The organism is Exiguobacterium sp. ERU653, from assembly GCF_018617775.1.
Taxonomy (GTDB): Bacteria; Bacillota; Bacilli; order Exiguobacteriales; family Exiguobacteriaceae; genus Exiguobacterium; species Exiguobacterium marinum.
On the sequence record NZ_JACSKV010000001.1, the window covers coordinates 500,946 to 514,016 of the forward strand.

The following is a 13,071-nucleotide window of genomic DNA, read 5'->3' on the forward strand; positions in this document are numbered from 1 at the left end:
TCGAGATGAAGCGAATTAGCTTAATTGGAGCGACTGGTTCGATTGGTGTGCAAACGTGTGACGTCATTGAACAGCACCCCGACCTGTTTGAACTTGAGGCGTATGCATTCGGAACGAACGTCGATGTCGCCACAGAATGGATCAATCGACTTAGACCAAAATATGTGTCAGCGACAAGTATCGAGGTACTCGAACAATTAAAACCGCGCCTTACATATGAACCACTGTATTTTATTGGTCCAGAAGGCCTGAAAGAATGCGCGACGGCAGAAAGAGCCGATATCGTCGTGACAGCGGTGGTAGGAGCGGTTGGTCTTGAACCGACACTTGCAGCGATTCAAGCAGGAAAAGATATCGCGCTCGCCAACAAAGAAACACTCGTCACCGCAGGACATCTCGTCAAAGCTGCCGTGAAAGAATATGGGGTCAATTTGTTACCTGTCGATAGCGAACACTCTGCAATCTTTCAATGTTTAAACGGGGAACGTAGAGAAGATGTCTCGAAAATCATTTTAACGGCATCGGGTGGAAGTTTCCGTGACCGTTCACGGGAAGAATTAGTCGATGTGACGGTTGAAGATGCGTTGAATCATCCGAACTGGTCGATGGGAGCGAAAATAACCATCGACTCGGCGACAATGTTCAACAAAGGACTAGAAGTCATCGAGGCACACTGGTTGTTCGATATCGACTATAATGATATTGAAGTCATCTTGCATCGAGAATCAATCATTCATTCGATGGTCGAATTTAAAGATGCAGCCGTAATGGCTCAGCTCGGAAACCCGGATATGCGGGGACCGATTCTCTATGCGCTTTCGGAACCGAAGCGGCTTGAAATTGAGGGGAATAAGCGGTTAAACTTGAATGAAATCGGAAAGCTTCATTTTGAAGAGGCTGATTTCGAGCGTTATCCGGCACTCCGGTTAGCGTTCGAAGCAGGAATAATCGGAGGATCAATGCCGACTGTTCTGAATGCAGCCAATGAAATGGCAGTGGACCTATTCTTGAAAGGTCACATCACTTTCTTAGAAATTGAACGACTCGTTGAAGAGGCGATGGCTCAACATGAGGTGATCGCCGAACCGACGCTCGCGCAAATTCTAGAAGTTGACCGAGTAGTACGTCAACAGATTCAGCAAGGAATTGAAGGTGGGGAATAAATCATGACGACTTTTATCGCCATCGTTTTGATGTTTGGCGTTCTCATTTCGGTACACGAATGGGGACACCTCGTCATGGCGAAACGGGCAGGCATTCTCTGTCACGAGTTTGCAATCGGATTCGGTCCAAAAATTGTTTCGTTCCGTAAAAATGAAACGCTCTATACCATTCGTCTTTTACCAATCGGTGGCTATGTCAAAATGGCCGGAGAAGACTTTGAACCGGTTGAAGTACGCGCGGGTCAGCATGTCGGACTCCGTTTAACCGAGCAAGGGACGGTAGATCGCGTCTACTTCCAACCGGACACGGCAACAGATGTTCAAGTCGTTGGAACTGTCGATAAGTTTGACTCGACACATGAATTGAAAGTACAACTCCTCATCGATGAGGAAGTACGCGTCTATTCACTAGAACGAGACACACTCCTTGTCGATCAAGGGATGGAAATTCAAATCGCACCGTACGATCGAACGTTTGGAGCTCAGTCGGTTTGGAAACGTGTTTTGGCAATCGCAGCCGGTCCGGCGATGAATTTCGTGTTGGCGTTCATCTTGCTCATTATTGTCGGCCTTGTTCAAGGGACTCCGACGAACGATGGGCAAATCGGTACGGTTCAACCCGATTCAGCCGCTGATGAGGCAGGTTTGATGAGCGGGGATGAAATCGTATCGATTGAAGGCGAATCGATTTCAGATTGGCTCGATTTACGTTCGGCTCTTTCTGACCGGGCTGACACCCCTACGGAAGTCACGTATGTTCGTGATGGTGAGGAAGCGACAGTCACACTCACCCCTCAAGCGGTCGAACAAAATGGAGAAACTGTCGGCATTCTCGGTGTCACGAACGCGCTTGAACGTTCACCAGTTAAAGCCGTGACGACAGGTGCTGAGACGACGTGGACGATGTCTACCCTTATCTTTTCTGCGGTCGGAGATTTAGTGACGGGTCAAGTTGGGGTCGATCAACTCGCAGGTCCGGTTGGAATCGTACGCATGACAGATGAAGTAGCAGCGAGCGGTTTGATTATGTTGTTGAACTGGACTGCGCTTCTTTCGGTCAACCTCGCCATCTTCAACTTGCTTCCCCTTCCTGCGTTAGACGGGGGACGATTGATTTTCCTCCTGTTCGAAGCGGTAAGAGGACGTCCGATTGATCCGAAAAAAGAAGGGTTCGTCCACTTTATCGGGTTCGCACTATTGATGCTCCTAATGTTAATTGTCACTTGGAACGACATTCAATCATTCTTTAAATAATTTTTTTGTAGAGAAGGGAAACGTTGAACTGTATGAAACAATCTAGATTGCTCATGCCTACATTAAGAGAAGTACCGGCTGACGCGGAAGCGGTCAGCCATCAACTTCTCGTCCGTGGAGGTTTCATTCGCCAAAATGCGGCTGGAATCTATTCTTATCTTCCACTCGGACATCGCGTGTTACACAACATTCAAACGATTATTCGTGAAGAGATGAACCGGGCAGGTGCACAAGAACTATTGATGCCTGCCATTCAACCAGCAGAACTTTGGGAGGAGACGGGACGCTGGGACATTTATGGCCCTGAATTGATGCGATTGACAGACCGTCATGACCGTCGCTTCGCACTCGGCGCGACACATGAAGAATTGATTACGTCCATCGTTCGCGATGAACTCAATTCTTATAAGAAACTTCCGATGAACCTATACCAAATTCAAACAAAATATCGTGATGAGCGTCGGCCACGCTTCGGTTTGCTTCGCGGACGCGAGTTCTTGATGAAAGACGCGTATTCATTCCACGCGACACAAGAAGGTTTAAATGAAGAATATACAAATATGTATAACGCGTATTCACGAATCTTCGACCGCACTGGCCTCAAATACCGTCCAGTCGTTGCGGACTCTGGGGCAATCGGTGGGAAAGACACGCATGAATTTCAAGCACTTGCAGCTATCGGTGAAGATACAATCGTCTATACAGACACGTCGAACTATGCGGCGAACATTGAGATGGCAGAAACGTTAGACCGCTATGAGATGCAACAGGCGGAAGTTCGTCCGCTTGAGAAGGTGGATACTGAAGAAAATCGTACGATTGAAGACGTGGCAAAATTCTTGAATATCGATTCGAAGACGACAATCAAGTCCGTCTTGTTCAATGTCGACGGAGAGACAGTCATGGCGATCGTTCGTGGAGACCACGAAGCGAACGAAGTCAAAGTGAAGAACGCACTCGGTGGACTCGACATTCAACTTGAAGAAGAAGCAAAAATCGTTGAGTTGTTCAACTGTGCGCCAGGTACACTCGGACCGATTAACGCTCCGGTCAAAGTGGTCGCTGATTATGCGGTTAAATATTTAGTAAATGCTGTATGTGGAGCGAACGAAGCGAATACGCACTTCACAGGCGTGAATGCAGAGCGTGATCTCTCAGAGTTGACGTATCACGATTTACGTTTTGTGGTCGAGGGCGACTTAGCGCCTGACGAGTCAGGTCCGGTTCGTTTTGCACGCGGAATTGAAGTGGGCCAAGTATTTAAACTCGGAACACGATATTCAGAAGCGATGGGTGCGACATTCCTCAATGAAGAGGGTCGTGCCGAACCACTCATCATGGGTTGTTACGGCATCGGGGTGTCACGCACACTTTCAGCTATCGTGGAACAACATCATGATGACCGTGGAATCGTTTGGCCACGTAACGTTGCACCGTTTGATCTTCATTTAATTGCAATCAACGCGAAAGACGAGACGCAACTTGAACTTGCAAACCGTCTACATGATGAACTTGGTCAAACGTATGATGTTTTGTTTGATGATCGCAAAGAGCGAGCTGGCGTCAAGTTTGCGGATGCGGACTTGATTGGACTTCCAATTCGTGTAAACGTCGGTAAAAAGGCGGCCGAAGGCATCGTCGAAGTGAAAGTACGTGCGACTGGTGAAGTGGTTGAAACATCAATCGATGAGTTGGAACAAGTCATCGCTACAAAGTTTAGCGAGGCTCATTAATGGATGAAGGTGACAGCGGAAGCGGTCACCTTCATTTGTCGAATTGGCATGAAGGGGGAAAGATGAACCCGTGGAAGCGAATCAAAAAATGCAATTATTGTTAGGTGACCTTGGGATTACAACAGAGTCAAACGACTTGTTCGACGAGGCAGAACTCTCACGACTCGTCGTCAATAAAAAACGACGTACGTGGACTTTTTATTTTTCATTTCCAGCAGTTTTACCGTACGAGGTGCACCAGTTGTTTATGAGTCGATTAGAAAACCGGTATGCGACGTTCGCGGACGAAGTGTACGCCCGATTCTCAACGACAAAAGGTGGGAGCGAGCAAGACTATATCGATTATTGGCCTAGAATCGTCAGTGAATTGAGTCAAGTGTCTGGTGCGATGCGCGGTTATTTCGGTTCTGTATCTCCTCGTTTTGAGCAGAATAAACTATTGATTCCCGTGCGTTCCGCACCTGAAGCCAGTTACGTGGACAAAGAACTCTGCCAAGAAATCCAAGCGCTTTATAGTGCCTATGGGTTCACGAAAAAACCGTGTCAGGCCCATTTCTCAGAAGATGCCGAGGCAAGTCAGGCCCTTCGCGAACAGGTCGTTCAAGAAGATATCGAACAAGCGAAAATGGCGCTTGCTGCCCAATTCGCCAAAACGACGGAAACAAACGACGAACCGATTACGGAAATTCGGATGGGTGCGCTCATCAAAGATGAGATTGTACCAATCAAGACGATTATCGAAGAAGAACGACGTGTCGCGATTCGTGGTCTCGTCTTCTCTGCGGAGCGGAAAGAGCTGAAGAGTGGCAAGAAATTGTTCACTTTCAAAATGACCGACTACACCGATTCGTTGATTGTGAAAGTATTTGCGCGCGATGACGATGATGACCGGATGCTCAGTGCTGTCAAAAAAGGGATGTGGATTCAAACGGCTGGTCGGGTCGAAGACGACTCCTTCATGCGTGAATTGTGTATGATGGCATCGCAACTCCAGGAAGTGAAAGTCGAACCGCCGCGTGATGAGTGGGAAGGCGAGAAACGTGTAGAACTTCATGCGCATACACAGATGAGTCAAATGGATGCTGTCACAAATGTGTCTGCTCTTGTCGCGCGGGCAGCGCAATGGGGCCATCGAGCAATCGCAATCACGGATCATGCTGGTGTCCAGGCGTTCCCAGAAGCGTATTATGCTGGAAAAAAGAATGATATCAAAGTGTTATACGGGGTCGAGGCGAATGTCGTCAATGATGGTGTCCCTGTCGCTTATCATGCGACCGATGTAGCGTTAGACGATGCGACTTACGTCGTATTCGACGTCGAGACGACAGGTCTTTCTGCTGTCTATAACAAAATCATCGAACTCGCTGGTGTCAAAATCAAAGATGGAGAGATTATCGACCGGTTTGAGGCGTTCGCTGACCCGAAACATCCCTTATCAGCGACAACAATTGAGTTGACTGGAATCACCGATGATATGGTTCAAGGACAGCCTGACCCGGAAGTCATCACAAAGCAGTTCGTCGACTGGTCTAGAGATAGTATTCTCGTTGCCCACAATGCTTCATTCGATATGGGTTTCCTTGAGGCGACACTTCGAAGTGGTGGTCATGAGCCGGACGACTATCCGGTCATCGATACACTTGAACTAGCCCGGACGTTGATGCCGACATTAAAAAACCATCGGCTGAACACTCTTGCGAAACGATTCGATATCGAATTGACTCAGCATCACCGTGCCATCTATGACGCGGAGGCGACGGCATATTTATTGCTGAAGTTACTAGACCTTGCCAAACAGATGTTCGAAATGACGACGCATCGTTCATTAAATGCGAAAGTCGGGAGTGACGTGTCAAAAATCCGTCCATTCCATGCGACCATCTATGCGAAGAATAAAAAACCTGGACTCCGTCATCTATATGAACTCATTTCGTTATCCCATATTGATTATTTACATCGGATGGCACGGATGCCGCGGTCAGAACTTGTGAAACGCCGAGAAGGGTTACTGATTGGCTCAGCTTGTGACAACGGTGAGATCTTTGATGCCGCCTTGAACAAATCAGACGATGAACTCGAGAAGATGATGTCGTTTTATGACTTTATCGAAATTCATCCGCCGGCGCTCTATCATCACTTGATTGATAAAGAAATCGTTGCAAACGAATTGGAGCTCCGTGAGATTATCAAACGAATCATCCGTGTCGCTGATAAGGCTGGATTACCGGTTTGTGCGACAGGGAATTTGCATTATTTGGATCGCCAGGACCGATCGTATCGGGAAATTTTAATTCGTACCCAAGGTGGGGCAAACTTCATTAACACACGAAAAGAATTACCGCACGCCCACTTCCGGACGACAAAAGAAATGATGGAAGAGTTCAAATTTTTGGGAGATGAGTTGGCGCGTGAGATTATCATCACAAACCCGAACGTGATTGCCGACCAAATCGAATCAATTCAGATTATTCCGGATGATCTGTACACGCCAAAAATTGAAGGGGCGGACGATGAGGTTCGAAACATGAGTTATGACATGGCTCGATCGATTTATGGTGACGAGCTACCGGAAATCGTTGAGGCACGTCTCGAGAAAGAATTGAAGTCGATTATCGGACACGGATTTGCAGTCATTTATTTGATTTCACATAAACTCGTTAAAAAATCGTTGGATGATGGATATTTGGTCGGTTCACGTGGGTCGGTCGGATCAAGTCTCGTCGCCACGATGACGGAAATCACCGAAGTCAACCCGTTACCGCCACACTATGTCTGTCCTAACTGTCAACATTCTCACTTCTTCAATGACGGTTCTGTCGGTTCAGGATACGATTTACCGGACAAAGAATGTCCGGAATGTGGGACATGGTATAAAAAAGATGGGCACGACATCCCGTTCGAGACGTTCCTTGGTTTCAAAGGGGACAAAGTACCGGATATTGACTTGAATTTCTCAGGTGAGTATCAGCCGCATGCCCACGCCTATACGAAAGTATTGTTCGGAGAAGAATATGTATATCGTGCAGGAACGATTGGAACGATTGCGGATAAGACGGCTTATGGGTATGTAAAAGGATATGCGACTGAGAACGATAAAATCTACCGTAACGCCGAAGTCGATCGTCTTGTGTCCGGTGTCACCGGTGTGAAACGGACGACGGGTCAGCACCCGGGGGGGATTATCGTCGTACCTGATTATATGGACATCGCCGAAATTTCACCGATTCAATATCCGGCCGATGATAAGTCGTCCGAATGGAAGACGACCCACTTCGACTTCCACTCGATTCACGACAACTTGCTCAAATTAGATATTCTCGGGCACGATGACCCGACCGCCATCCGGATGTTGCAAGATTTGTCCGGCATCGATCCGAAGACAATCCCGACAGATGACCCGACCGTCATGAAAATTTTCTCGTCCCCGGACGTGCTCGGTGTTACACCGGAGCAAATCGAATCGAAAACGGGAACACTCGGGATTCCAGAGTTCGGGACGAAGTTCGTGCGCCAAATGCTCGAAGAGACGAAACCGTCAACGTTCTCAGAACTCGTTCAAATCTCGGGACTGTCCCACGGAACCGACGTTTGGATAGGTAATGCAAACGAGCTAATCTACAACGGCACGTGCGAACTGAAAGACGTGATTGGATGTCGTGACGACATCATGGTTTACTTGATTTATGCGGGTCTTGAACCATCATTCGCATTTAAAATCATGGAGTCTGTCCGTAAAGGGAAAGGACTCACGGACGAGATGGAGTCCGAGATGCGGGCGAATGATGTGCCGGAATGGTATATCTCGTCTTGTAAGAAAATCAAGTACATGTTCCCTAAAGCGCACGCGACGGCGTACGTGTTGATGGCGGTCCGAATCGCCTACTTCAAAGTGCATCACCCGATCCTTTACTATGCGACATATTTTACCGTTCGAGCAGGAGACTTTGACTTGTCCGCCATGATCAAAGGTCCCCAAGCTGTAAAGAAAGCGATGTCGGATATTCGTGAAAAAGGGTTTGATGCGACCGCGAAAGATAAAGGACTTCATACCGTCCTCGAACTCGCGTTAGAGATGCTAGAGCGAGGAATGAAATTTCAAAACATCGACTTGTACCGATCGAGTGCAACCGAGTTTTTGATTGAAGACAATACGCTGATTCCACCGTTTAATGCAGTCGACGGACTTGGCACGAATGCTGCGAAAGCGATTGTCGAGGTGAGGGAAGAAGGGCAGTTCCTGTCAAAAGAAGATTTACGGAAACGAGCGAAACTGTCAAAAACGGTCATTGAGACACTCGATACGATGAAATGTCTCGAAGGCTTGCCTGATGAGAACCAACTCTCATTCTTTGATTTTGGGGTGTAAGTTGCGAATTATCGGGAAAATATGATATATTAGTATCGAACAAAGTTGGATACTACGACGGAAAGGAGTAGGGAACCCTACTCCTTTCTTGTATGTAAAAGCCAGAAGGAGGGATGAGAGTGTCCAAAATAACAGAAGTCGTTGAATCGATTGCGTCGCCAATCGTCGAACGAGAAAACATGGAATTGGTCGATGTGGAATTCGTAAAAGAGGGTCCTGACTGGTTCTTGCGTGTCTATATCGATAAACCAGGGGGCGTCGATTTAGACGATTGCGTCAATATCAATGAACAACTCTCGGAAAAACTGAACGAATCCGATCCGATTGAACAGGCTTATTATCTTGATGTCTCGAGTCCTGGTGCGGAGCGTCCGCTGAAAAAGCCGAGCGATTTTGAACGTGCGGTAGGCAAAAACGTCTACATGAAAACGTTCGCTCCGATCGATGGTGCCAAAGAGTTTGAAGGAATTTTGACGGCATATGATGGGGAAACGGTCGTGATCGAGACGCGCATCAAGACAAGAAAAAAAGCGGTATCGCTACCGGTAGACAAAATTGCACAAGCCCGCTTAGCGGTCACGTTTAGTTAAGGAGAGGGAAGAAGATGGGTCCACAATTACTCACTACAATCGATCAGATTGCCAAAGAAAAAGGAATCGACAAAAATATTATTATCGAAGCACTCGAACAAGCGCTCATTTCTGCATATCGTCGCAACGTGGCGAATCCGAATGAGCACGTGAAAGTCGAGTTCGACCAGGTGACGGGAGATATCCGTGTCTACGCACTACTAGAAGTCGTAGAGCGACTCACACAACCAGATCAACAGCTCTCACTCGAAGAGGCACACGAAATCGATCCGAACTATGAGCTTGGTGATTTTCATAAAGAAGAAGTCACACCAAGTGATTTCGGACGTGTCGCAGCGATGACGGCAAAACAAGTGGTTACACAAAAAATGCGTGAAGCCGAACGCGAACGCATCTACAACCACTTCGCGGACAAAGAAGACGAAATCATGACTGGAATCGTGGAACGTTTTGACCCGCGCAACTTGTATATCGGTTTAGAAAACAACATTGAAGCGGTCCTTACACCGAATGAACAGATGCCAAATGAGTCATACCAGATTCATGACCGAATTAAAGTATACGTTACAAAAGTTGATTCGACGACAAAAGGATCTGGTGCAGCGATTCAAGTATCACGTACGCATCCTGGACTTTTGCGCCGTCTATTTGAACTTGAAGTGCCTGAGATTTCAAACGGGACAGTCGACGTCATGTCTGTATCGCGTGAAGCAGGTGACCGTTCGAAAATCGCTGTTCATTCGGATATCGTCGATCCGGTCGGGGCGTGTGTTGGACCGAAAGGACAGCGTGTCCAAACGATTGTCGATGAGTTGAACGGTGAGAAAATTGATATCGTTCGCTGGTCTGAAGACCCAAAAGAGTTTGTCCGTAATGCACTTAGCCCGGCTCAAGTCGTTGCCGTATATGTCAATGAACCGGCGAAATCAACAACGGTCGTCGTACCAGATTATCAATTGTCTCTCGCAATCGGGAAACGTGGGCAGAACGCACGCCTTGCTGCGAAATTGACAGGATGGAAAATCGACATTAAGAGTGAAACGGATGCGGAAGCACTCGACTTGTTCGATACGTTCGCTGAAAAAGTTGAATCCGAATCAGAAATTGTTCAAAATGAAGTTGAACAAGACTTATCAAATGCTACAGTTGAAACGACTGCGGTGAAAGAAGAGGAATGACCATGAAGCAAAAGAAACTTCCTTTGCGTAAGTGTGTGGTCACACAAGAAATGCTCCCGAAAAAAGAATTGATTCGTGTCGTTCGAACGCCTGAAGGTGACGTAGTCATCGATCAGACGGGCAAAGTGAACGGTCGTGGGGCTTACTTATCAAAAGATATCGATGTTGTTCGTCAAGCAGAGAAAAAACGGACGCTCGACCATCACTTGAAAGTAAAGACGAACGATGACTTGTATGAACAGTTGAAAACTGTCGCAGGTGACGAATCATGAGTCAGTGGGAATCATTGTTAGGCCTTGCTGCTCGAGCGAGGAAAGTAACGATGGGAGAAGAGTTTGTATTGAAGGATGTCCGAGCGGGCCGTGCCAAGCTCGTCATTCTAGCCGGAGATGCAGGGGCCTCGACGAAAAAACGAGTCTCTGACAAGTGTGCGTCTTATCAAGTGCCATTGATTGAAGTGAGCGATCGCTACACAATCGGCGCTGCACTTGGTAAAGATATGCGTGTCGTCGTATCGGTCACGGAATCCGGATTTGCGAACAAGCTTAAGCAACTTCTCTCTTAACTATTAATGGAGGTGGATGCTTTGGGAAAACGCGTCTATGAATTTGCAAAAGAACAGAATGTAACGAGTAAACAAGTCATTACTCAATTAGAAAAATTGAACAAATCGGTGAAAAATCACATGGCCGTCCTCGATGAGGAAACGGTAAAACAGTTAGACCGAGTGTTCAATCCTGAGAAATATCGTGCCGAGAAACAAGCTGAATCAAAACCGGCTTCAACTTCGAACGAACCGAAGCAAGAGAAAAAAGAAGCTCCAAAAGCACGTCCGCAAGCTGGGCAACAAAACCGTGGCGGTCAAAACAATCGCGGTGGTCAAAACCGTTACAACGACCCACGCAATAAAAAACGTGGAAAAGGGAAAGGCAAAGGCAAGCCAGTAAAAGCTGCCATCCCACAAGAAGCCGATCCAAACTCGAAGACGAGCCAACGGAAAGCGGCTCGACTCGCGCAAGAGGCCGAGATGGGTAACGTCATCAAATATGAAGATGTACTCAGCGTTTCAGATCTTGCAGAAAAAATGAACAAAAAGCCGAACGAAATCATCATGAAATTGATGGGGCTTGGTGTGATGGCTACGATTAACCAAACGCTCGATGACGAGACAATTGAGTTACTCGCAACCGAGTTCGGTTATGAAGTCGAAAAAGAAGTTGTCGTAGATGAGACAGACTTTGAAACAGTTGAGGTTGACTTCTCGCAATATGATCTTGAAGAGCGCCCGGCTGTCGTTACAATCATGGGTCACGTTGACCACGGGAAAACAACGCTTCTTGACTCGATTCGCAACACGAAAGTCGTAGCAGGAGAAGCTGGTGGAATCACGCAACATATCGGGGCGTATCAGGTTTCTGTTAACGATAAGAAAATCACATTCCTTGATACACCAGGTCACGCGGCGTTCACAACGATGCGTGCCCGCGGTGCGGAAGTGACAGATATCGCCATCATCGTCGTAGCTGCTGACGATGGCGTCATGCCACAGACAGAAGAAGCAATCTCACACGCGAAAGCGGCGAACGTTCCAATCATCGTTGCGGTGAACAAAATGGATAAAGAAGGCGCAAACCCTGACCGTGTCAAACAAGAATTGACAGAGTTCGGTCTCATTCCTGAAGAGTGGGGTGGCGAAACAATCTTCGTTCCAATTTCTGCGATTAAAGGCGAAGGAATTGACGAGTTGCTCGAGATGATTCTCCTCGTATCTGAAGTTGAAGAGTACAAGTCAACACCTGAAATGCCAGCTCGTGGTTCAGTCATCGAAGCAAAACTCGATAAAGGACGCGGACCGGTCGCTACACTGCTCGTTCAACACGGTACACTTCGCATCGGAGATCCAATCGTCGTCGGTAGCACGTTCGGTCGAGTACGGGCAATGGTCAACGATATTGGCCGCCGTGTGAAACAAGTCGGTCCATCAACGCCGATTGAAATCACAGGTTTGAACGATGTTCCACAAGCCGGTGACCAGTTCATCGTCTTTGAAGATGAGAAAAAAGCACGTGCAATCGGAGAGAAACGTTACCAACGTTACCTCGAGTCACAGCGCCGTGAATCAGCGAAAGTAAGTCTTGATGACTTGTTCAGCCGCATTCAAGAAGGTGAAGTGAAAGATTTGAACGTGATCATCAAAGCGGACGTTCAAGGTTCAGCAGAAGCATTGGCTGGGTCACTCCGCAAAATTGATGTAGAAGGCGTCAAAGTCAATATCGTCCACCAAGGTGTCGGTGCAATCACAGAAGGTGACGTGATCCTCGCATCAGCGGCAAACGCCGTGATTATCGGATTCAACGTTCGTCCTGACGGAAACGCCCGTTCAATGGCTGAACAAGAAAATGTTGAAATGCGTCTTCACCGCATCATTTACAACGCGATCGAAGAAATTGAGAGCGCGATGAAAGGTATGCTTGATCCAGAATTCGTCGAAGAAATCACTGGTCAAGTTGAAGTCCGTGATGTCTTCAAAGTATCGAAAGTCGGTACGATTGCAGGTTGTTATGTGACAGAAGGTAAAATCACACGTGACGCAGGTGTCCGTGTCATTCGTAACGGAATCGTCGTGTACGAAGGTAAACTCGATACACTTCGCCGCTACAAAGATGACGTGAAAGAAGTTGCGACAGGGTATGAGTGTGGGATTAAAGTAGAGAAGTTTGATGACATCAAAGTAGAGGATGTCATCGAAGCGTTCGTCATGAAAGAAATCGAACGTAAATAATGTGA

General features: G+C 47.3%; 9 protein-coding genes. All 9 read left to right on the forward strand.

Going from position 1 to position 13,071, the window contains the following annotated elements:
- Positions 1-5: 5 nt before the first annotated feature.
- The 9 genes from dxr (at position 6) to infB (ending at position 13,066) form a co-directional block, all read left to right on the forward strand.
- A complete protein-coding gene (gene dxr / locus KNO95_RS02635; RefSeq protein WP_214878231.1) occupies positions 6-1,163 on the forward strand; it encodes a 1-deoxy-D-xylulose-5-phosphate reductoisomerase in 1,158 nt (385 codons plus the stop codon).
- Between the two features lie 3 nt (positions 1,164-1,166).
- A complete protein-coding gene (gene rseP, locus KNO95_RS02640; protein WP_026826217.1) occupies positions 1,167-2,417 on the forward strand; it encodes an RIP metalloprotease RseP in 1,251 nt (416 codons plus the stop codon).
- A 32-nt stretch (positions 2,418-2,449) separates the two neighbouring features.
- Positions 2,450-4,150, forward strand: a complete 1,701-nt coding sequence (locus KNO95_RS02645) for a proline--tRNA ligase (protein ID WP_026826216.1) — start codon at positions 2,450-2,452, stop codon at positions 4,148-4,150.
- 70 nt (positions 4,151-4,220) lie between these two features.
- Positions 4,221-8,516, forward strand: coding sequence for a PolC-type DNA polymerase III (locus KNO95_RS02650; RefSeq protein WP_214878233.1), 4,296 nt, complete (start codon positions 4,221-4,223; stop codon positions 8,514-8,516).
- 113 nt (positions 8,517-8,629) lie between these two features.
- On the forward strand, positions 8,630-9,106 hold the full coding sequence (rimP, locus tag KNO95_RS02655; RefSeq protein ID WP_251125008.1) for a ribosome maturation factor RimP: 477 nt from the start codon (positions 8,630-8,632) through the stop codon (positions 9,104-9,106).
- 14 nt (positions 9,107-9,120) lie between these two features.
- Positions 9,121-10,284, forward strand: a complete 1,164-nt coding sequence (gene nusA / locus KNO95_RS02660; RefSeq protein ID WP_026826213.1) for a transcription termination factor NusA — start codon at positions 9,121-9,123, stop codon at positions 10,282-10,284.
- Positions 10,281-10,556, forward strand: coding sequence for an RNase P modulator RnpM (rnpM, locus tag KNO95_RS02665; protein WP_200868282.1), 276 nt, complete (start codon positions 10,281-10,283; stop codon positions 10,554-10,556). Before nusA ends, rnpM begins: the two co-directional genes overlap by 4 nt.
- Entirely contained in the window at positions 10,553-10,849 is a 297-nt protein-coding gene (locus KNO95_RS02670; protein ID WP_026826211.1) for a YlxQ family RNA-binding protein, read from the forward strand. The genes rnpM and KNO95_RS02670 overlap by 4 nt, the downstream gene beginning before the upstream one ends.
- A gap of 21 nt (positions 10,850-10,870) precedes the next feature.
- A complete protein-coding gene (gene infB / locus KNO95_RS02675) occupies positions 10,871-13,066 on the forward strand; it encodes a translation initiation factor IF-2 (RefSeq protein ID WP_026826210.1) in 2,196 nt (731 codons plus the stop codon).
- Positions 13,067-13,071 lie beyond the last annotated feature (5 nt).

Bases quoted from the DNA above. Each gene is read 5' to 3' on its own strand.
- dxr (WP_214878231.1), top strand. From the start codon at position 6: ATGAAGCGAATTAGCTTAATTGGAGCGACTGGTTCGATTGGTGTGCAA.
- rseP (WP_026826217.1), top strand. From the start codon at position 1,167: ATGACGACTTTTATCGCCATCGTTTTGATGTTTGGCGTTCTCATTTCG.
- KNO95_RS02645 (WP_026826216.1), top strand. From the start codon at position 2,450: ATGAAACAATCTAGATTGCTCATGCCTACATTAAGAGAAGTACCGGCT.
- rimP (WP_251125008.1), top strand. From the start codon at position 8,630: ATGAGAGTGTCCAAAATAACAGAAGTCGTTGAATCGATTGCGTCGCCA.
- nusA (WP_026826213.1), top strand. From the start codon at position 9,121: ATGGGTCCACAATTACTCACTACAATCGATCAGATTGCCAAAGAAAAA.
- rnpM (WP_200868282.1), top strand. From the start codon at position 10,281: ATGACCATGAAGCAAAAGAAACTTCCTTTGCGTAAGTGTGTGGTCACA.
- KNO95_RS02670 (WP_026826211.1), top strand. From the start codon at position 10,553: ATGAGTCAGTGGGAATCATTGTTAGGCCTTGCTGCTCGAGCGAGGAAA.